This window comes from Spirosoma spitsbergense DSM 19989 (assembly GCF_000374085.1).
GTDB classification, from domain to species: Bacteria; Bacteroidota; Bacteroidia; order Cytophagales; family Spirosomataceae; genus Spirosoma; species Spirosoma spitsbergense.
Window position 1 is genome coordinate 1 of the sequence record NZ_KB893624.1, and the last position, 21,639, is coordinate 21,639.

Annotated in this window: 17 protein-coding genes and 2 pseudogenes; 14 read left to right on the forward strand and 5 right to left on the reverse strand. The window is 53.2% G+C overall.

What is annotated here, in order from left to right; genetic code table 11:
- The 5 genes and pseudogenes from B157_RS39520 to B157_RS0134005 form a co-directional block, all read left to right on the forward strand.
- Window positions 1–283 (forward strand): annotated as a pseudogene (locus B157_RS39520) (hypothetical protein); the annotation flags it as partial.
- Between the two features lie 39 nt (window positions 284–322).
- Window positions 323–1,708: a glycosyl hydrolase gene (locus tag B157_RS36605; protein WP_020607749.1), complete on the forward strand. Its 1,386-nt coding sequence runs from the start codon at window positions 323–325 to the stop codon at window positions 1,706–1,708.
- 39 nt (window positions 1,709–1,747) lie between these two features.
- On the forward strand, window positions 1,748–3,556 hold the full coding sequence (locus B157_RS0133995) for a glycoside hydrolase family 9 protein (RefSeq protein ID WP_020607750.1): 1,809 nt from the start codon (window positions 1,748–1,750) through the stop codon (window positions 3,554–3,556).
- Between the two features lie 33 nt (window positions 3,557–3,589).
- Window positions 3,590–5,560, forward strand: a complete 1,971-nt coding sequence (locus B157_RS0134000; RefSeq protein WP_020607751.1) for a sialate O-acetylesterase — start codon at window positions 3,590–3,592, stop codon at window positions 5,558–5,560.
- Between the two features lie 22 nt (window positions 5,561–5,582).
- The gene (locus B157_RS0134005; RefSeq protein WP_020607752.1) at window positions 5,583–6,716 is read left to right on the forward strand and encodes a glycoside hydrolase family 26 protein; all 1,134 of its coding nucleotides are present in this window, start codon (window positions 5,583–5,585) and stop codon (window positions 6,714–6,716) included.
- A gap of 86 nt (window positions 6,717–6,802) precedes the next feature.
- Here B157_RS0134005 and B157_RS0134010 read toward each other — a convergent pair whose 3' ends face one another.
- Both B157_RS0134010 and B157_RS0134015 read right to left on the reverse strand, forming a co-directional pair.
- The gene (locus B157_RS0134010; RefSeq protein ID WP_026309149.1) at window positions 6,803–7,765 is read right to left on the reverse strand and encodes a sugar phosphate isomerase/epimerase family protein; all 963 of its coding nucleotides are present in this window, start codon (window positions 7,763–7,765) and stop codon (window positions 6,803–6,805) included.
- A gap of 25 nt (window positions 7,766–7,790) precedes the next feature.
- Window positions 7,791–10,736 (reverse strand): PQQ-dependent sugar dehydrogenase, encoded by a 2,946-nt coding sequence (locus B157_RS0134015; protein WP_020607754.1) that lies wholly within the window; start codon window positions 10,734–10,736, stop codon window positions 7,791–7,793.
- Window positions 10,737–10,941: 205 nt separating this feature from the next.
- On the opposite strand from B157_RS0134015, the gene B157_RS0134020 reads away from it, so the two are divergent.
- Window positions 10,942–11,862: a cation diffusion facilitator family transporter gene (locus B157_RS0134020; RefSeq protein ID WP_041952424.1), complete on the forward strand. Its 921-nt coding sequence runs from the start codon at window positions 10,942–10,944 to the stop codon at window positions 11,860–11,862.
- Between the two features lie 39 nt (window positions 11,863–11,901).
- Here the strand turns inward: B157_RS0134020 and B157_RS0134025 are convergent, their stop codons facing one another.
- Together B157_RS0134025 and B157_RS36610 are read right to left on the reverse strand one after the other, a co-directional pair.
- Entirely contained in the window at window positions 11,902–14,538 is a 2,637-nt protein-coding gene (locus B157_RS0134025; RefSeq protein ID WP_020607756.1) for an ABC transporter permease, read from the reverse strand.
- Window positions 14,535–14,862 (reverse strand): annotated as a pseudogene (locus tag B157_RS36610) (PadR family transcriptional regulator). Before B157_RS36610 ends, B157_RS0134025 begins: the two are co-directional and overlap by 4 nt.
- 226 nt (window positions 14,863–15,088) lie before the next feature.
- On the opposite strand from B157_RS36610, the gene trpF reads away from it, so the two are divergent.
- The 7 genes from trpF to B157_RS0134065 all read left to right on the forward strand — a co-directional run bounded on the left by trpF (window position 15,089) and on the right by B157_RS0134065 (window position 20,761).
- The gene (gene trpF, locus B157_RS0134035; RefSeq protein ID WP_020607757.1) at window positions 15,089–15,724 is read left to right on the forward strand and encodes a phosphoribosylanthranilate isomerase; all 636 of its coding nucleotides are present in this window, start codon (window positions 15,089–15,091) and stop codon (window positions 15,722–15,724) included.
- A 248-nt stretch (window positions 15,725–15,972) separates the two neighbouring features.
- Window positions 15,973–16,536, forward strand: coding sequence for a PspC domain-containing protein (locus tag B157_RS0134040; RefSeq protein ID WP_020607758.1), 564 nt, complete (start codon window positions 15,973–15,975; stop codon window positions 16,534–16,536).
- A 2-nt stretch (window positions 16,537–16,538) separates the two neighbouring features.
- Window positions 16,539–17,600 (forward strand): LiaI-LiaF-like domain-containing protein, encoded by a 1,062-nt coding sequence (locus B157_RS0134045; protein WP_020607759.1) that lies wholly within the window; start codon window positions 16,539–16,541, stop codon window positions 17,598–17,600.
- Window positions 17,601–17,792: 192 nt separating this feature from the next.
- A complete protein-coding gene (locus B157_RS0134050; protein WP_020607760.1) occupies window positions 17,793–18,317 on the forward strand; it encodes a DinB family protein in 525 nt (174 codons plus the stop codon).
- Between the two features lie 66 nt (window positions 18,318–18,383).
- The gene (locus B157_RS0134055) at window positions 18,384–19,121 is read left to right on the forward strand and encodes an FkbM family methyltransferase (RefSeq protein ID WP_020607761.1); all 738 of its coding nucleotides are present in this window, start codon (window positions 18,384–18,386) and stop codon (window positions 19,119–19,121) included.
- Between the two features lie 69 nt (window positions 19,122–19,190).
- Window positions 19,191–20,021, forward strand: a complete 831-nt coding sequence (mazG, locus tag B157_RS0134060) for a nucleoside triphosphate pyrophosphohydrolase (RefSeq protein ID WP_020607762.1) — start codon at window positions 19,191–19,193, stop codon at window positions 20,019–20,021.
- The gene (locus B157_RS0134065) at window positions 20,018–20,761 is read left to right on the forward strand and encodes a metallophosphoesterase family protein (protein ID WP_020607763.1); all 744 of its coding nucleotides are present in this window, start codon (window positions 20,018–20,020) and stop codon (window positions 20,759–20,761) included. Before mazG ends, B157_RS0134065 begins: the two co-directional genes overlap by 4 nt.
- Window positions 20,762–20,872: 111 nt before the next feature.
- On the opposite strand, the gene B157_RS38765 is transcribed toward B157_RS0134065, so the two are convergent.
- Window positions 20,873–21,109, reverse strand: a complete 237-nt coding sequence (locus B157_RS38765; RefSeq protein ID WP_026309151.1) for a hypothetical protein — start codon at window positions 21,107–21,109, stop codon at window positions 20,873–20,875.
- Window positions 21,110–21,377: 268 nt separating this feature from the next.
- Between B157_RS38765 and B157_RS37920 the strand changes: the two genes are divergently transcribed.
- On the forward strand, window positions 21,378–21,639 hold a 262-nt coding region (locus B157_RS37920; protein WP_169521836.1), incomplete at its 3' end, for a transposase family protein.

A 21,639-nucleotide genomic window follows, 5' to 3' on the forward strand; every position in this document is an offset into this window, starting at 1 on the left:
GTTTGGTGCCTTCAAATCCAGAGGCTTTGATTTAGAAGGGTGTGGCCTAACCAAGCATCATCGCCTTCGTCGGCTGTTGTTTATCTTGTCAATGAGTCTGATTTGGGCCCTTGAAACGGGCGAGTGGCTCATCAAAGCGGGTCATAAAATACCAACCCGCAACTTGACAGGCCGATGCCAAGCGTTGTTTAGTTTATTCCGTCACGGTTTAGATGAACTGCGCGATAGAATCCTTAAAGGCCAACCTGTTGGCCACCTTGTACCACTTTTGTCCTGTACTTAGGGCATCGACTTTCAGGTCAACGACGAACGAGGGTCTGGTATGCTGAAACAGACCACCAAATTTGCCGGAGCCAGTCTGGGTAAGTTTCTGCTGAAAGAAGGCGCGAATACGGTCACCATTTTTCGGGGCTGGGGCTACTTTGACGTTGATTATATCCAGCTAACTCCCGCTACGTCAACCCTGCCCGCGAAGCCCCCAAAAACGCTGGTCGATGCCCAGGCAACCCCATCAACTAAAGGATTATTTTCGTACCTGGTCGACCAGTATGGCAGCAAGGTTATTTCGGGGCAGCAGGACGACGTGGAGTACGTGCTGGAAAAAACCGGTAAAGAACCCGCTATCGGCTCCTTCGATTTAATTGATTACTCGCCCACCCGCGTTCAGAACGGAGCCAGACCCGTAAGAACCAGCGAAGCCATTATTGACTGGGCAAAAAAGGGCGACGGGCGCGGTATTATCAGCCTGATGTGGCACTGGAACGCCCCCACCGACCTGATCAATCAGGCACCCGACAAACTCTGGTGGCGGGGCTTTTATACCGATGCCACGACCTTCGACCTGGCAGCCGCCCTGGCCGATAAAAACAGCGACCGCTACAAACTCCTGCTCAGCGACATCGACGCGATTGCCGTTCAGCTAAAGAAATTTCAGGCTGCCGATGTGCCGGTTTTATGGCGGCCGCTGCATGAAGCCCCCGGTGGCTGGTTCTGGTGGGGTGCTAAAGGGCCCGGCCCCTTCAACGAACTCTGGAAACTCCTCTACGACCGGCTGACTACGTATCATAACCTGCACAATCTCATCTGGGTCTACACCGCTACCGATACGTTCCGGGCCGACTGGTACCCCGGCGATCAATACGTCGATGTGGTCGGTCTGGACATTTATACCGATGCGTCGGCAAATATGAGCGGTAACTGGAGCAGTGCTCAGTCACCCCTTAACGGCAAAAAGCTCGTTACCCTTTCCGAATCCGGCAATCTGCCCAGTGCCGATAAGGTTCGTGGTTTCCGTACGTGGTGGTCGTGGTTTGCCGTCTGGACCGGTACAGACTACATCAAAAAACAGCCCCTTGACCAGTTAAAAGCCATCTTTACCGATGCCGACGTAATCACCCGCGATGAACTGCCCAACTGGCGGCTGGCCGCTCCGGCCGTTGTAACGGGCCTGGAACCTTTGTTTCAGGTTACCCTAGTGGGGAATCCGGTTCAGGGCGATGAGGTCAACCTGGAAATCAGAGGGGCACAGGCACAGCCGCTCACGATTCGCCTGACAAACATGCTGGGCCATCCATTGATGGAGCAAACAGTCGTACCGGTATCTGCTCTGGCCCGACACCCGTTTTCGTTGGGGAAGCAACCCGGTGTCTATTTTATACAGGTAAGTAGTCCAACTACAGCGCGTACTTTCAGGATTATCAAGTTATAGTTACTGAGAATGTCATTTCCTCATTCAATCTCCCGACCAATGATTTATTGCAATCGCTTACTCTTCGTATTACTGCTGTTTCTATGCCTGCCGAATACCAGTCACGGGCAATCGGTGCCGATTCCTTCTACCGTAGCAGGAAACAGTTTGATTCGGCTGAATCAACTTGGTTTTTATCCCAGCGGACCTAAAGTAGCCATTGTACTTACGAATGCAGGCGGCCCTTTTCAGGTGACCACGCCCGACGGCAAAAAAGTCCTGTTCTCCGGTACACTCAGCGAAGCCCGAAAAAGCAGCATTTCAGGTAAGACAGCCCGCACCGCAGACTTTTCGGCGTTTCGTACCGCAGGTACTTACGTGGTGAATGTGCCGGGGTTGGGCCGCTCCTACTCATTTAAAATAGAGCCGAACGTTCACCACGACCTGGCAGCGGGTTCTCTGAAAGGGTTCTACTACCAGCGGGCCTCGACCGATTTGCCCGAAAAATACGCCGGGCAGTGGCACCGCCCGGCTGGCCACCCGGATAACCACGTACTCATTCACCCATCGGCGGCTTCGGCTACGCGCCCGGCGGGTACAACCATCTCATCGCCCGGCGGGTGGTACGATGCGGGAGACTACAATAAATACATTGTCAATTCGGGCATCACGATGGGGACGCTGCTGTCACTCTACGAAGATTTCCCTGATTTCTGCAAGAAGATGACCGTAACCATTCCGGAGAGCGGCAACCAGCTACCCGATTTACTCGATGAATCGCTCTGGAACCTGCGCTGGATGCTGACCATGCAGGACCCCGCCGACGGGGGCGTATACCACAAGCTGACCAATCCTAAATTCGATGGCATGGTCATGCCCGATAAAGCAAAGCCCGATAGGTACGTCGTGCAGAAAAGCGTGACAGCCGCCCTGGACTTTGCCGCCGTGATGGCGCAGGCCAGCCGAATTTTTACCTCATACAACGGCGAACTCCCAGGCCTTTCCGACTCCTGCAAAACAGCCGCGGTGAAAGCCTGGCAGTGGGCGAAGCAAAACCCGGATGCCCTTTATGACCAGGACGCCATGAACAAAGCGTTTGACCCGGATGTTGTCACCGGCACCTACGGCGACCGCGACGCCAGTGATGAGTGGATATGGGCGGCTGCCGAACTGTACCTGACGACTAAAGACGATAACTACTACACCACCGTCAATCCGTTTCCCGACGAGAAAACGCCCCTACCCTCCTGGCCACAGGTACGCACGCTGGCCTACTACTCACTAGCCCGTATGCGCAGTCAGCTAACGCCACGTGGCCAGCAGGATTTACCCAAAATAAAAGCCCATATCATCCAGCAGGCCGACCAGATTAAGCAGGATGTTAGCAGTCAGGCATTCCAGACACCGATGGGCAAATCGGCCGGCGATTACATCTGGGGGAGCAGTGCCGTAGCCGCCAATCAGGGCATCGCGCTCATTCAGGCGTACCGGCTTACGGACGACAAATCGTATCTGGACGCAGCGCTGGCCAACCTGGATTACCTGTTGGGCCGCAACGCCGTTGGGTATTCTTTCGTGACGGGGTTTGGCCACAAAACACCCATGCATCCCCACCATCGCCCGTCCGTTGCCGATGGTATCGATGCGCCCGTTCCCGGTCTGCTCTCGGGTGGTACCAACGCCAATGCGGCCCGGCAGGACAAGTGTGCTGGTTATACCACTACGATTGCCGACGAGGTGTATCTGGACGCTGACTGTTCGTATGCCTCCAATGAAATTGCCATCAACTGGAACGCTCCGCTGGTTTATCTGGCTACCGCCCTGGAGACCTTACAGGATAAGCTAAGCGCCAGTAGCACCCGAAAATAGCTCCTCAATCAGCCCCATTCCCCGACAAACACCATGAAAACCCGTTTCACCATTCTTCTCCTGCTGCTGGTCAACGTAGCCGCGTTTAGTCAGATCCGCCTGGCCCGGCTCTTCTCGGACCATGTCGTCTTGCAGCGGCAAAAGCCTATTCCGGTTTGGGGTTGGGCCAAACCCCGCGAAACGGTAAAGGCTACCCTGGCCGGACAAACCCAGCAGGCCAAAGCCGATGCCAGCGGCAAATGGATGGTCACCTTTACGGCCCTTGAAGCCGGTGGCCCGCACACGCTGTCCGTCACGGCCAAATCCGGTAACGCCCAGGTCAGTGACGTGCTCATTGGCGAAGTATGGCTGTGTTCCGGCCAGTCGAATATGGAGTTTATGGTGAAGCAGGCCGATAATTATGCCGTGGAGAAAAAGAACGCCGACTTCCCCCAGATACGCCATTTCAAGGTAGACCACGAACTGGCATTGACCCCGCAAACCGAACTAAAAACGGGCGACTGGAAAGTTGCTTCGTCTGAAACCGTTGGCGATTTCACCGCCGTTGGGTTCTTCTTCGCCCGCGAACTATACCAGAAACTGAACATTCCGATTGGGCTGGTACACTCGTCCTGGGGCGGGTCGCAGATTGAGGGCTGGATCAGCAAAGAAGGTATGATGAGCAATGCCGAACTGCGGCCCACCGTCCAGAACCTGCCTACCACCTGGCAGGCCGCCGACAGCCTCATCGACGTCAGACTGCGCCAGCAGCTGCACGTTTCGCCCAACCTGACCGCAGCCGACGAGAAAAAGTATCTCGACCCGAACTATGATTTTGCGGGCTGGATTAAATCCGACCCCATCGGGCAGTGGGAATGGAAAGGACTGCGGGGTTTTATGGGACAGGGGTACATGGCCCGCATCGTGACAATTCCCGACGAGATGGTAACCGAACCAACCACGCTGGCCCTGGCCGAAAACGACAGCCCAAACCAGATTTACATTAACGGCAAACTCGTTTCCGAAGGCGTTTTGTCGGGTGTCAGAAAGATTACCATTCCGGCCAACAGTTGGAAAGCTGGGACAAACCACATTGTCATGAAACTGGGGAACATGGCCAATCCTTCCTGGTATGGCCTGGGGCTTAAGGGGTCGGCGGATGACTTGTACGTGGCCGACAAGCTACAGCGCATCAGTCTGGCTCACGACTGGCGATTACTACCCGCCTTTGCCGAAAAACATGAATACAAACGGTTTATGAATAACGTGGCGGTCAGTATGTACAACGCCATGATCGCCCCGCTGGAACCGTTTGCCATGCGGGGAGTTCTCTGGTATCAGGGTGAAACCAACGCCGGGCGGTCGTACCAGTACCGGCAGGCAATGCCCCTGCTGATTACCGACTGGCGGCAGAAGTTCGGGCAGGATATGTCCTTCTACATCGTGCAGTTGTCCAGCTATGGACCGAATCAGAACAGCAACAAAGGCAGCGGCTGGGCCGAACTCCGCGAAGCTCAGACCATGACGCTCAGCCTGCCCAAAACCGGTATGGCCGTCACGACCGATGTGGGTAATCCTGCCGATATTCACCCGACCAACAAACAGGACGTTGGGCACCGGCTCGCCCTGAACGCGCTGAAACTTGATTACGGTCAGGACATCAATTACAGTTCGCCGATGTTCGACAAGGTCAACTTCGAGGGTAATAAAGCCATTGTTACGTTCAAACACGTGGCCGACGGCCCATCTGGCCCGGGACTGGTGGCGAAGGATGCCTACGGTTACCTGAAAGGGTTCGAAATCGCGGGTGGGGATAAGGTTTTTCACTACGCCAAAGCCGAAATCAACGCAAAGAACACCGTGGTGGTATCCAGTCCCGACGTACCCAAACCTGTTGCCGTTCGCTACGGCTGGGCCGATTCGCCGGTAGATGCCAACCTGTTCAGCTCGGATGGATTACCCGCCAACTCGTTTCGCACCGATACCTGGCCGGGTGTAACGGCCAACACCAGGTTCGATTTTTAATTCTTCTTTCATCAACGTTTCCATGAATTCCCTCCCTTCATTTCTACTGACGCTGAGTTTATTAGCAGTTACCTCTGGTATTCAGGCGGCACCCCGCCCAAAACTAACAGACCCCAACGCTACCCCGGAAACCAGAGCGCTGTACCGTAATCTGAACAAGCTGGCTAAAAAGCATATCCTGTTTGGTCATCAGCACGCTACCGAGTACGGACACGGCTGGAATGGCGACACGGACCGCTCGGATGTAAAGTCCGTAACGGGGTCGAACCCGGCTGTTATCGGGGTTGATTTCAGCGGCTTATCGGGTCGTCCGCCCGAAGCGATTGAGCGGACAAAAGCATCTCTGCGTAAACAGATTGCCGATACCTACAACCGGGGGGGCGTAACCACCGTGGCCTGGCATTTTACCAATCCTGTTACGCCAAAAACCGGATTCTACTGGAAGGATTCGGTATCAGCCCCGGCCGTACCCGACCTGATACCGGGCGGCTCGCACCATGAGCAGTACAAAGCTATTCTGCAAACAGTGGGTAGTCTGGCCAATTCTGTCAGGGGTAAGGACGGGAAGTTGGTACCGATGCTGTTTCGCCCTTATCACGAGTTCGACGGGGGCTGGTTCTGGTGGGGTAAGCCACACTGCTCGAAGGAGGACTTTACGAAACTCTGGCAGTTTACGGTCTCCTACCTGCGCGACAGTTTGCAGGTGCATAATTTCGTGTACGTCTTCTCGCCCGACTGCCTGTTCAAAACCGAAGCCGAGTACGTAGACCGCTACCCTGGTGATGCCTGGGTGGACATGGTTGGGTTTGATGACTACGCCGATTTTGGTCGCAATGGCCGGTACAATCTACCGGCAGGAATCGCCAGGCTGAAAATCGTGTCGGATTTTGCCCGAAAAAACCGAAAACTGGCCGCCTTCACCGAAACGGGCCTGGAGTCGATACCCGATTCGACCTGGTGGACAGGGTCGTTGCTGAAAGCGTTGAAAGCCGAGAAAGTACGGCTCACCTACGTGCTGGTCTGGCGGAACGACGCCCGCAGTGCCACTCACTTTTACGCCCCCTATCCGGGGCAGGCCAGCGTCCCCGATTTTCTACAGTTTTATAACGACCCCTATACGCTGTTCGAAACCGATTTGCGACCTATGTATCGCTGATACATACGGGTGTACCGGATTCAGCAACCGGCTATTGAAGACTGTCCCTCCACACCAGTTATAGCGTAGAGGGACAGTAGAATCAACTACGACAGCATTTTACTTAGGTTTTTGTAGCTGGTCTGGATGCTTTCCACACCCGGTGCCATGTCCTGCTCCACGAAGATGTATTGCAGCCCGGCAATGTTGGCAGCCGCAAAAATCTTTTTGAAATCGACCACCCCGTTGCCAACTTCGGTAACCGTTTTCAGATCCGATTTGATGTCTTTGACGTGCCACAGCGGGAAACGCCCCGGCTGCCCCTTGAACAACTCGACCGGGTCTTTACCCGCTTTGGTGGCCCAGGCCAGGTCCAGTTCCATTTTCACCAGGTCTTTATCCGTCTGCGACAGGATTAACTCGTAGGGCGTTTTGCCACCTTCGACCGGGTCGAACTCGGTAGCGTGGTTGTGATACGCGAAGCCGATACCCGCTTTTTTGGCGGCTTCACCCGTCTTCTGGAATACCGCAATCGACTTGTTGATATCCTCCACGGTGCCCACTGGCGTGCTGGAACACACCAGATACGATAGCCCGCCCTCCACGGCTTCGTCCACCAGTTGCTGGTAGTTGTCGCGCAGGTTGAGCATGGGCGGCATGTTAGCTGGCACACCGGGGGGGCGTTGTGGTGCCGGAGCGGCCCCCGCCGTACCCGTTGTGCTGGCCGGGGGTGTTGGTCGGGGTCGAAAGGGTGCTCCACTCGCGTGGTGCGCCCGCCATTTCAGACCTAAATCGCTGGTAAGGGCTTTAAACTCTTTGGCTGTGTAGCCATAATACCCACCCCGCAAATTGAACGCGGATTCGATTTCTTTGTACCCGGCATCCGATATCTGTTTCAGCGTTGCCTTCGGGTCTTCGTTCATCTGCCGAAACAAGGTGAACAACTGAATCCCCACCGGTCGCATGGCGGTGGGCCCAAACAGGCTTTCGGCCCGACTGATGTGGGGTAACACTAGACCTCCTAGGACTAATGCACCGGTATTCTTTAAAAACTCTCTACGATTGTTCATCGAAATAAGAAAAGGAAAAGGGTTGTTATTTATCGACTTTGGCGGATGTGCTGCCCCCGGTAGGCTGAAACTGAATACTCACCACCTGCATCAGCACCTGTTCGGCTGTGGCCTGTGGATTGGCAAAGACAAGGTAAACGGTGTGCATACCGGTGGTGGGCGTAATGTCGGCCGTCAATTTCTGCGACATCCGGCGCATCATGGCCGCCCGGTCTACCGGGGGGGCGGGGGCAGCGGGTGCCGTTGTAGAGCCAGGAGCCGTTGCAGCGGCCGGGGCAGCCCTTGGGAACGTCGGGTTGCTTACCTTGATAACGTCCGTTTTACCCACCAGCGGACCAGTCGGCGAATCGAGGTGTACCTCAACCGTACCACCAACGGCCCCAACGCGGCTGGTGGCCTGTGCCAGTATGTCGATCTGCCCAATATCGGTCAGGTCAATCTGCTTGTAGCCGATGTAGGATTGGTTGCCCAGGACCAGAAACGATTTGGCCGGGGTGATGGTGTACTGCGTTCCCTTTTTGAGGTCGGCATTTTCGGGCTGAACTTCCGGGTTGCGCAGAATAATAACGCTCTCCGACGACACGGGCTTCATCAGCTTCGTGCCCCGGTCGGTGTAGGCCGCGCGCAGGGCGAAGCCGCCTTTTCCATTTTCCCCTTCCGGAATAACGGGCGAAAAACGCCCCTGCACCGGGTACATTTTGGCCGCTACGGGTTTCTCATCCAGGCTCATAATATAATGCACCATAGCCGTGGCATCGGACGTGGTCAGTTGCGGGTGGGCGCTCATGGAGTGGTCGCCCCAAACGCCCCCGCCCCCGCTGATTACTTTTTTGGCCAGCCGGTCCACCGCAGCGGCATCACCCTTGTACTTTTTCGCCACGTCCGCGTAACTGGGACCAACCGACTTTTTATCGAGCATGTGGCAGGACTTGCAATCGTTCTGGCCAATCAGTTGCTGCCCGGTGGCGTAGCGCGCTACCGTCTCGGTGCCCCGGTGGTTCTGCGCTGCTTCGATGGGGTCGAACCCTTCGGGCAGGTAGTCGATGCTCACGGCTACCTGCGATGGAGCGATTTTGCCCGGTGTCGCACCCGCCGTGGCCAGGCTCCCGTCTTCTTTGTCGCTCACCCGAACGGCATAGTCGATGGGTGTATTGGGGAAGAAAAACGACTTATTGCCCTTTTTGATGTCGAAAGCCACCACGGGCGGCTCATTCCCCGCCTTGATTTCCAGTGACTTACTACTGCTTACTCCCTTGGAATCCGTCACCGTCAGGGTTGCCTGATACACGCCCGGCTTATCGAACGTAACGGTTGGGCTTTCCTGAATGAACGTACGGGCCGGGCTTCCTTTGGCAGAAACTTTCCAGCTGTACTTCAGCGCATCACCGTCGTAATCTTTGGTCCCTGCCGACGACAGAGTGGCCGTGAACGGAATGGCCCCGCCCGTTTTGCTGGCCACTGCCTGCACCAGCGGGGGCCGGTTACCACCGTTGTATTCAATTTTAACGATACGGGCATTATCGTTTCCCCGGAACCAGGCACTGCCATATTCGAGCACGTACAAATCGCCGTTAGGCGCAAATTTCATGTCGATGGCACTGCTGAAATTCTCGTCGGGCAGGAACCGCTCCATAGACTGGTAATTACCCTGCTCATCCAGCGTAACGGCCATGATCCAGCCGCGCATAAACTCCACGATGAACCATTTCCCTTCGTAATAAGCCGGAAAAACGTGGCTGGTATTTTTAAAATCCGACTGGTGAAAAATCGGGCCACCCGTAGCGCTACGCCCCGACCGACCCACCATTGGGAACTCGGTGGAGTTGGCGTAAGGATACCAGATAAGGGCTTTTTCGGTGGGTGGCAGATCGGTCAAGCCGGTGTTGTTCGGCGATTTGTTGACCGGGTGAGCCGGGTCGTAAACGGCACCGGATTTAGCCGCGCCAAAATCGTAGTAGGAATAGGGTATGTTATTACCAATGATATAAGGCCAGCCGAAGTTTCCCGCCTTTTTGGCCCGGTTGAATTCATCGTAGCCACGCGGACCGCGCCCGGTCGAGTCGGCACTGGCATCGGGGCCTACTTCGCCCCAGTAGATGTAGCCAGTCTTGTTATCCACTGAAATCCGCCAGGGATTCCGGTGCCCCATCGTGTAAATTTCGGGCCGGGTTTTGGCGCGGTCCGACGGTTCGGTTCCTTTGGCGAACAGATTCCCATCGGGAATGGTGTAGGTGCCATCGGTTTCGGGGTGAATCCGGATGATTTTCCCCCGCAGGTCGTTGGTATTTCCCGACGATTTCTGGGCATCCCACGGGCCACGGCCTTCCCGCTCATCAATCGGGTTGAAGGGCGTATCGCGGGGGGATGTATTGTCGCCGGTGGTCAGGAACAGATTGCCCCGGTCATCGAACACCATGCCTCCGCCGGTGTGGCAGCACTGCTCACGCTGCGTGCCCACTTCCAGCAGTACTTTTTTGGAGGACATGACCAGTTCACTACCCCGTAGCTCGTAGCGGGTCAGGACATTTTTGGCCACGTCGCCCGGCTCCGAATAATACAGATAAATCCAGTGGTTGGTCGCAAAGTTCGGGTCGGTCACGATGCCCAGCAGCCCATCTTCGGCTTCCGTCACCTTGCCATCTTTCGCGGTGTATTTGGTACTGACTGGAATGGTAGCAATAACCGTTGTCTCTTTCGTAGCCGGATTATAGGCCTTCAACGCCCCTTTTCGCTCCACGAACAGCACGCGTCCATCGTTGAGGAACGTCATTTCCATCGGTTCATCCAGGTTTTCAGCCAGAATCACCTTCGTAAAGCGGTTATCGTCGGGTCGGGCTGCGTTCAGTCGGGCCGCGTTCGGTTTATCACCGGGAGTGGGTTGCGAAGAGCGAGAGGATAATAAGCTGACCGCTAACAGACTCAGCAAAGCCGTTCGTAGCAGTGGGTATTTTTTCGGTAAACCAGATATCATAAGGAATTGATGGACGAGCAGTGATTTTGTTGACTTATAAGCCAACAAAATTGCCGGATTGCGGGTCACTTAAAAAATCAATCTGGCGGAACGGGCATTTATCGCTCCCGAATTCCGCATTTCCCGTTCCGTACCTGGCTAACCGCTGGCGAATCTCATTTTGGTACAGATTCGAACTTCTGCTACCATCGACGGTTTCTTTCGTATGGCATCATCCAAAACAGCACTCTACACCGCACTGGCGGCTAACCTGGGCATTTCGGCTACTAAATTTGTGGCGGCCGGCATAACGGGTAGTTCTGCTATGATATCGGAAGGCATTCACTCTCTGGTCGATACGCTGAACGAGCTGCTACTGTTACTAGGCCTCAGTCGAAGTAAACGACCTGCCGACCAGAAGCGGCCTTTCGGGTACGGTAGGGAGCAGTATTTCTGGTCGTATGTAGTGGCGTTACTGATCTTCGCGGTGGGGGGCGGCATTTCGCTGTACGAGGGCATTACGCATCTCCAGCATCCAGAACAGGTTGAAGATCCGTTCTGGAATTATATTGTGCTGGGCATCGCGTTTGTGCTGGATGGCTACTCACTGATTACGGCGTGGAAGGCTTTTAACGAAAAACGGGGAAATCAGTCGTTATGGTCGGCCATAAGAAACAGTAAAGATGCCGCCACGTTTACGGTGCTATTCGAGGATGCGTCCGACGTACTGGGCCTGATTATCGCGTTTCTGGGTGTATTTCTGGGGCAGGTTTTCAACAATCCGCTGTTCGATGGTTTGGCGTCGATTCTCATTGGTATTCTGCTGGTGGGCGTGGCTGGCGTTCTGGCTCGCGAAAGCAAGAGCCTGCTCCTGGGCGAGGGCGTTGACCCGGAAACTGCCCGGCAACTGAAGGCCCTTACCGAAGCGGATTCATCCGTGCAGAAATCCCAGCGCATTGCCACCATCTACCTCGGTCCCGAAGAAATCACCCTCGCGCAGGATGTAGTCTTTCAAAACGACCTGACAACGGATGAGATCAATAAAGCCATCGTCCGCATCCACGCGGCTATCATGAAGTCCTTTCCGTCCATAAAACACGCCTTCACGCAACCCGTTGCCCTGGGCGAAACCAGTGAAAAACGGTAGTGCATGCGCATTACGCGGACCCGGTTCAGACCAGCCAGTTTACTCGGTTTTCAGACTCTTTACCGGGTTGATCATTGCGGCTCTTACCGACTGCCAGCCCACGGTCAGGAAGGCGATGGAAATGGCAATGAAGGCCGTCGCCAGGAACATCCACACACCAATGCTGATTCGGTAAGGGTAGTTTTTAAGCCATTCGTCCATGGCGAACCAGGCGGCAGGAAACGCAAAGATGAACGACAGCGACACCAGTTTCAGGAAGTCGGTAGATAGTAATTGAACGATGCCCGCCACCGACGCTCCCAGTACTTTTCGGATACCGATTTCTTTGGTTCGCCGTTCGGCGGAGAGGGTAGCCAGACCAAACAAGCCGATACAGGAAATAAAAATGGTCAGGATGGCCCCGAAGAGCATCATCTGTTTCCATTTTTCCTCCGACTCATACCGTTTCAGGTTTTCCTGATCCAGAAATGTGTAGGCATAGGGACTAACCGGAAACAGTTTTTTGAAGGTCTTTTCGATGTGCCGGAGACTGGCGGTTTCAGTCGTCGGCCTGATCTTGATGAATGCCTTTCCGTATTGATTGGCATCTTTCATCGTGAACAGTTGCGGTTTTATTTGCTGGCTTAATGACTCGAAATGATAATCTTTAACAACACCGATTACGGTGTACTTTTTATTATTATCAAACCAGAAATTAACAACCTGTCCAATGGGGTTTTTCCAGCCTGCTTTTTTGGCAAATGATTCATTGACCAGCACCGACTGTGAGGAATCTGACGGGAAAGCAGTCGAGAAGTTTCTCCCTTTCAGAATGGGTATTTTAAACGTTGGGAGGTAGGTTTCATCAATGGTTTCGTAGGCAAAACTCAGTTGGGTATCGCCATTAACCTTTGCCACTGTTCCCCATCCTCCACCATTTTTCGGCGAAACCTCAACAATAGCCGGGTTCTTTACTAGTTCTTCTTTCAGCAACTTTACTTCGCTGCGCTTTAAGGACGACTTATTGATGATAATCATGTTCTTGTCATCGTATCCCAAATCCTTACTCGTCAGGTAGTTGAACTGAGAATAAATTGTCAGCGACGCAATGATCAGGAATGACGCCAGCGAAAACTGCATCACTACCAACGACTTTTGCAGGTAGTTTTTACCCGACAGGTTGAACCGGCTGTACAGTGTCTGCACCGGACTGTAGCCCGACAAAACCAGGGCAGGATAAAAACCGGCCAGCAAACTGGTGATAACAAAAAGGGCAACGTAGCCAAGAACCAGCGTTGTATCGAACAGATACGAAAGAGCCAGTGATTTATTGGCCAGTTGATTGAAGGTCGGCAATGCCAGTTCAATCAACACAAAGGCAAACGCAAAGGCCGCGAAGCAAAGAAGGAATGACTCACCCAGAAACTGAATGATGAGCTGCATCCTTGCCCCGCCCACCACTTTCCGGACCCCAATCTCTTTGGCGCGTTTCAGGGAACGGGCAACGGTCAGGTTAACGAAATTGATGCAGGCAATCAGCAGGATGAACAACGCGATACCCGACAGGATGTACGAAAAAGTAGGGTTACTCTCGTCGACAAGACCATTGCTGGCCGGTAGCTCTTTGCTGAGGTGCATATCAATCATTGGCTGGAGTTCATACTCCGTCCTGCCCATAATGCCAAACTTTTCAGCCATCGACTTAATGCTTTCCCGGGCATCAGCCACGTACACCCGGTTCATTTTTGCTTCTACAACCCTGATATCGGCATTGGGGCTTAGTACAACGAAGGTGTTCATGAATACACTGAACCAGTTCTCGTTATTGGCCATGTCTTCTGCCTTCACAATAAGGGGCATAAGCACATCAAATTTGATGGATGAGTTCTGCGGGCATTTTTTTGCCACACCTGTTACCATGTACGGCTCAAATGTGTCGTCGTCCCTGAAGAAAATAACCTTACCCAGCGCCTGAGTTGTACCAAAGTGTTTCTTAGCCATTTCGCTCGAAATCACCACCGAATTTGGGTTTTGCAGGGCTGTTTGGGGATTACCCTGCAAGAGAGGGAATGTGAAAACCGCAAAGAAGCTGGAATCGGCCATGAAGACCTCCTGGCTTTTCACTTCGGTACCCTGTTTCATGTCTTTCTGGTTTCCCTGGTACCGAACAAACGTCTTTATTTCCGGAACACCCGCCCTGAATCGTGGACCCGGAAGAAAACCCGTGTACGGCTGGCGGTATTCTAGTTTCCCCGCCGGTGTTATCGACCTGCTGGTAATCCGGTAAATAGACGGGGTGTTGGTGTGAAAACGGTCGTAGCTGACCTCGTCCTTGGTGTACAGCAAAATCAGCATGGCGGCCGCCAGCCCAATGCTCAACCCAATGATGTTGATGGACGAATAAACCTTATTTCGGGCCAGATTCCGGAAGGCGATTTTAACGTAGTTGCTAAGCATAACAGAACTGAATAAAGCGCTTGACGAATAGGTACTTGGTTGTCGTTTGATAGCAAAAGGGCGCAGAAAGCCCAGCACATTGAGCCAGTAGCGTCGGTTGGCAGCCGGGATGCCCCGTTGCTGTACATCCCGCCCGTAGCGCTCGTGCAAATCGCCCAGTATTTCCTCCCGCCGGTGCGGAACTACGACCCATTCCAGCAGTTGGTTGGCCCGGCGGGGCGGAGTAGGTGGCGTGTTCATATACTGATAGCGGGTAGTGCCTGTGGCGAAATGGAATCCCACAATTGATTACGTACGGCCCGAATGTCGTGCAGCGCCCTGCTCCCCAGTGCCGTAACGAAAAAAAGCCGTTTCCGTCTGCCTCCGCGCTCGGCGGTGGCCTCCCCCATCTGCGAGTTGAGCATCCCGCCGATGCAGGGCCGCATGCACTGCACTGATGCTCACAGAGCGGCCCGTTTGCCGTTCCAGTTCGTCCGTAATGGCTACACCATACGCGCTCTCGCTGAGCACGGCTACCGTTAATAAAACGACTTCTTCAAACTCACCCAAATACGTTCGTTTCATGCCGAAAGAATAAGATTAACGTTTGTAGAACAAATGCTTTGCCAGTTTCAGGAATGGCCATTTCTGAACAATGGAGCCGGTTTGTTCCTATTGAACCTGTCCGAAAGCGTACACTTTTTGTCCGAAGTTGAACAATACGGACGAAAAAAAACCAGTCAATAAAGCGGCTCTTCTTACCTTAGCGGCCTAATCGAGAACGGTAAACAGAAAACCGACAACCGCCATTATGTCCCTGAAAACAATCGTTAAAATCTCCAACGTTACGAACCTGAGTGATGCCCGTTACTGCGCCGGGATGGGCGTTGATATGCTCGGCTTTTCGATGGATGCCGACTCGCCGGAATACGTAGAGCCGACTAAGTTTGGTGATATCCGGGGCTGGGTGGCCGGGGTGCAGATTGTGGGCGAAACGACCGCTACGGACCCTGAGGTTATTGAACAGCTTCTGGATACCTACCAGCCCGATGTCCTGCAAATTGATGAAGCCGCCCTGTTGCCGTACCTCGCCACGTTTTCCCGACCCGACGCCGAACTTCAGCTTATTCTGCGCGTGGATATAGAGCAGCTAACGCTCGACCAGCTCGAAAGCCTGTTTCAGACGGGAATAACCGGGGCCGATTACGTGCTGCTCGAAAGTCAAAGCCCACTCCACCTCGAAGAGGAATTAAAAGCAACCCTCCAGCGACTGTCAGCCCGGCACCCTGTATTGCTGGGCACGGGTATCTCTGTGGCGAATGTACACACATTACTGGCCGACCTGCCCGTTCGGGGTATTGCCCTGAGCGGAGGCCACGAAGAACAACCCGGTAACAAAGAGTTCGGTGAACTGATGGATATTCTGGAAGCGATTGAGGTAGAGTAGGCATTGGTAGTTATTGATTGTCATTAGTTATCATTGATGGTCATTTGCGTCAGAATAGTACCTACAAATGACACATAGCGAATGACTATCAAATGACGTGCAGCAAATGACCATCAAATCAGGTACTATGTATTACCTACTATCATTGAAAACATACTTCCATCAATAACCGCGTCCATCCGTCCAAATCCCCTTTTGCCCGCATTGGGTAGTTTGTAGCTTTATCCCGGTTTTAAACACTAGAAGCCATGAACAAACGCTTGGAACGTATTGCTAACCAGGCCCAGATTGGGGGTGTATGCGCTGGTTTGGCCGATTATTTTGGCATTGACCGTGCTCTGGTTCGCGTACTTTTTGTCATCGGAATTTTCTTACCGCACTTTCCGGCTATTATCATTTACATTATCTTGTGGATTGCATTACCCGAACGTCGTTTTGATAGTTCGGTCGTTCAAGCCAGTGCATTTTCTAATCCTTATTCCGCTATGAACCCTTATAACCCTAACAAACCCGACCGTAGTGTTGTGGGCGGTGCCATTCTGATTGTTCTGGGCATCCTGTTTCTGATTGAACGTTTCTTCCATATTCACTTCCGGGATTTATGGCCGTTCATGCTCATTGCGCTGGGACTATGGTTGATCTTTAAAGACCGTATCAAACCAACCTACGATTCGACGACTAACAATCCGGGCATGCCAACCGACCCGACTGCTCCTTATAATTCGGGAAATCCCAGCGGGCCGAGTGTTCCCTATAACCCGGGCACGCCCAACGACCCAACTGCTCCCTACAATCCCAATAACCCTCAGTAATCATGCAACGTAGAAACGGACTATTCTGGGGAATCGCGCTGCTCACCCTCGGCGTGCTGTTCCTGGCACGCCGGGCGGGCTGGCTCGATGTTAACTGGCATTCGCTGGTGGATTTGTGGCCACTACTGCTCATTCTGGCAGGTGTCAACCTGATTCTGGAACGACGCGGTAATTCAGCCGCCTTTATCACTACGGTTATGCTGGCAGTAGCTGTGCCGACTACCCTGTTTGGCTTTTTGTCGCACGACCGCGACGGGGACGGTTTTTCAATGAACTGGCAGGACGACGATGAGAGTGATGACGAATCAGATAACGATTCGGATGCTAATAACGATCAGGACAATGAAGATAACAACAACGACGACCAGGATAACGAAGATGCGTACCGGTCAGAAAGCGGTCAGCGTAATACAGAAAACGGTTCGGTAAAGACCAGTTCGTTTGTAGAGTCGATGGCACCCGACACCCGCGAAGCGGTATTCAAACTGGCGGGTGGAGCCGGACGGTTCATTATCAGCGACCCAACCACCGAACTCATAAAGGCCGATACGAAACAGAGCATTGGCACTTATTCGATGTCGGTAGACCGAAATGAGACAACCCATATCCCCACCATCGAACTGAAGCCGACGGAGGAAAGTCAGCATTTCAATCTGAAAGACGGCAACTATGAAAATCGGGTAACCGTTCATCTCAACAACACCCCCGTCTGGACGATGGATATAGCCCTGGGCGCGGGTCAGGGCGACCTCGACTTAAGTAACTATGCCGTGAAAAGCCTGAAAATAGCCGCCGGTGCCGCCGATCTCGACCTGAAGCTCGGTGCCAAAGCCGACCAGTCAGACGTGAAGCTGGACGTGGGTGCGGCTTCCGTAACGATTCATGTCCCCAAAGAAGTAGGTTGCCGGGTCAAAAAAGACGGCGCTCTGAACCTGGAACAGCTGGACGACTTTACCGACGTTGGCGGGGGCGAATTTTTGAGTCCCGGCTACGAAGCCGCCAAAAACAAAATGACCATCCGGTTCGATGGTGGCATCTCACGCTTAAAAGTGGTTCGGTACTAATCCTGTAAACGCTCCTTTTGTCATCTCCGTAATCAGGTCGTAAATGACGTGGTTACGGAGATTTCCTTTGTAGTCACGTCGAATCCAGACAGCTCATCGGCGGAATGTATGGAGCCATAGGTTGTTACGCCTTATATTTGCCCAAACGCCCTGTTCAACCACCAGAACATGTTAATCCATCAATATCTACGTATGCACCGTATATTTCTTCTTCTTCTACTGCTATCAGGTTCATTGGTCGCTCGGGCTCAGTCAGATTCTTATTTGCAGGAGGTGGTTTCACGGCTGGAAAATTCAAAAAAGTCTACTTTACTGATGGCTCAGGCTATGCCAGAAAACCAGTACGGGTATAAACCAGTTGCCGATGAGATGAGCTTCCGGGCGCAGTTGCTGCACATGAGCCAGAATGTAAACTGGCTTACGTCCTCCCACCTCACCACACAACAAAGCCCTTTTACAGAAAGTAACCTGAAGGACACGGGGCAGTCAAAAGCAGTTATTGAGCAGCTTATCAATCAGGCGTTTGATTACGCCATCGAATCGGTTCGGGTGTTCGATGCGGGCAGGCTGGACGAAAAGGTCACCTTTTTTGCGGGTCCGCTGAGCAAACGGCAGATCATGAATTTGGTTAATGACCACCAGGCGCACCACCGGGGGCAACTCGTTGTTTATCTTCGAATGAACGGCGTAAAGCCTCCTGCCTACGTTGGCTGGTGAGTTAGTGAACACTCCTTTTTTCTTTTTATACGAGTTGGTTGAAACGCCCCGGCAACGGGTATTCAGATGCAGAAACGATTCGTTGATCTGGTAAAATCAAGTTTGTCTTCGCTGGGGTTGTTTGCCGCCCGCCAGTATCCTGACTGCGTAAACGGCTACCGGCTAACCGATGATCTGGCGATCATCGTTCCCGGCAACGCACCCCTTTGCTTCGATATTGGTGCCAACAAAGGCCAAACCATTGAACTGCTACAAAGCCTTTATAAACAGCCGGTTATTCACGCATTCGAACCCGCATCGGCCACGTTTACTGCCTTAAAAAACCAGGCACCCGGCACCGGTGTACATCTGCATCAACTGGCCTTCGGTGAACAGGTCGGCGTGGCAGAATTCCGCAATTATCAACAGTCGGAACTCAGTTCATTTCTGCCCATGAATCCCGATAAGACCGAGAATATCTTTGCGGAAGAAGCGGTAGTTTCCATAGAGTCTGTGCCGGTCGATACGCTCGATACCTTCTGCGCTACGCACCACATTGATTATATCGACCTGCTCAAGATTGATACCCAGGGGTTTGAACTGCCCGTATTGCGGGGCGGGGTCAACCTGCTCGGTCAGGGAAAAGTGAAGGCTGTGCTGCTGGAACTGAATTTTGCCGCACTCTACGAAGGGCAGTCCGACCCGCTGGAAATTCTGCAACTGATGCGTACACATAACATGCGGCTGGTCGATTATTACGAAAAAGAACGGGCTTCCGCCAGAGAACTTTCATGGACAACGGCCCTCTTCATGCGTTATGCCTAGCGGGTGCATTCCTGTGTTCTTTTCAGTAGCTTTACTCAACTGTTTATAGCCGTTTTTTTCGCATCCCGAATGAATTTTGACCAATTAACGCCCCGCCGTCAGGAACAACTCACTGCTTTCGACCGCTTGCTCACCATCATGGATGAACTGCGCGAACAGTGCCCCTGGGACCGTAAGCAAACAATGGATACCCTGCGCCACCTCACCATCGAGGAAACCTACGAACTCTCCGACGCCATCCTGGAAAAGGATCTTCCCGAGATTCGGAAAGAACTGGGCGATATTCAACTCCACCTGATTTTTTACGCCAAAATCGCTTCGGAATCCGATCCAGACTCGCCAGACCATTTTGATATGGCCGACGTGCTGAATGGAGTCTGCGACAAACTCATAAGCCGCCATCCGCACATCTATGGGGATGCCAACGGGCAGAAGGTGGTGGCCGACACGGAGGAGCAGGTGAAAGCGAACTGGGAGCAGCTCAAGCTCAAAGAAGGCAACAAATCGGTGCTGGGTGGTGTACCAGGGTCACTGCCCGCTCTGGTAAAAGCAATGCGCATTCAGGAAAAAGCGCGGGGTGCGGGTTTCGACTGGGACGAGAAAGAGCAGGTCTGGGAGAAAGTAGAGGAAGAGATGCAGGAGTTCAAAGCCGAGTTTACCATGCCAGAAGGCGTCGACGCCGAACGCGCCGAAGGGGAATTTGGTGATTTGCTCTTCTCGCTCGTCAACTACGCCCGTTTCATCGATATCAACCCCGAAACAGCCCTCGAACGCACGAACAAAAAGTTTATCAAACGCTTTCAATACCTGGAAGAACAGGCGCGGGCTAACGGGAAAGCATTGACTGATATGACGCTGGCGGAAATGGATGTGTACTGGAATCAGGCAAAAACGCTATGAAACTAGCTTTTATTACCGATATGCACTTGGGAGCAGAAGGCGAAAAACCGACGGGTGTCGATGTGCGGCAACATTTTCTGAAAGCACTGGACTTCGTAGCCGACATGAAGCCCAGCGGTTTAGTACTGGGTGGAGACATCTGCAACGGCACGGGTGACCGGGCTATGTACGAGTGGGTAAAAAAACAGGTCGACCAGCTTCCCATGCCCTGCTACGTCATACCCGGAAACCATGACGACGCCACGCTGCTGGCTGAGGTATTTCGGAATACGCATTATTTGCACGGCCGCGAATTGTATTACGCGCTGCCGCTGGAAGGTCGCCCGGTTTTATTCCTGGATTCATCGAAGGGCGAACTATCCACCGACCAGTGGACCTGGCTACGGGAGTATGTGAAGGCGCTGCGCGACAGTAACATCCTGATTATAATGCACCACCCTCCCCTACCTGCCGATGTGATGTTCATGGACCGGAAATACCCGTTCGAGCAGAGCGATGCGTTTCTGGACCTGGTGCGCGAATTGCCGTGTCATGTTACGGTGGTGTGCGGTCATTACCACGTCGACAAGGTAGTGCAGCGTGGCAACCTGCTGGTTTTGCTTTCCCCGTCAACGTACTACCAGATGCAGCAGAACACCCCGGAGTTTGCCATCGACCATTACCGAATCGGCATCCGCGAAATTAACCTGACTACCCACGGCACGACCAGTACGGTGCATTATCTGCAACCAGGGCAGTGAATTCAGGCAGCCGACACGGTTGCAGGGTGAGTCACTAAAGAGGTCTTTGGCCAGGTAGCGGAGGATGATGCGGTACAAATGCCAATACCTGGGAGCGCTCAACAGAGTCGTTTATCGTTTGGCTTCGACGATGTAGCGGGTAGTCGTCTTTGTGGGCTCATACGTATCGGACAGTTCAAGGGTCATATCGGAGCCATTGGCTGTCCCCGAACCCGTTTTTTGGTTATTGATACCAAACTGGGAAAGCTCATAGCCGGTGACGGTCAATTTCACGTCCATCTTCCCAAAAGTGGTGGTAGACGTAGCCGGTGTCTTGTTTAGCTGCTGCACCTGTAAAGTCACCTCCACGTAAACGGTCGTTGCCGAGTTGCGACTTATCGTCAGCGTTCCCGATTGGGTGGTAGTGCCCGCCGTACTGGGAAACCTGTAGTTGTAGATGGTATTGTCATTCTCCAGTTTAACCTATCGGCGGAGTTCATAGGTACCCGAAACAGCGGTTCCCGCATCGGGCTCAGGGTCGTTATTTTTGGTCGAACAGACCAGGAAAAGAAGGGGTAAGCCTAGGGTTAAAAAAAAATGTTTGGTACTCTGACAATTCTTGTGGTTAACTTGGTCTATGCAGGAAACCGACTTCTACCAACAGCTTTTAGCCTTGCCTGATTTGCAGGTGCAGCGGGTCGAATATACACCGACTCGAATTACACTATTTTGCCAACTCCAAACCAACAGCCAGGCCTGCCCTTCCTGTCTCAAGCAAACCACCCAACTCAATCAGTACTTAACCAGGCAAGTGCGCGATCTAGATATGTCGGGCCGCCAAGTCTGGTTGCACATACGTATCCGCCAGTTCATCTGTCAAGATTGCAATCGCTATTTCA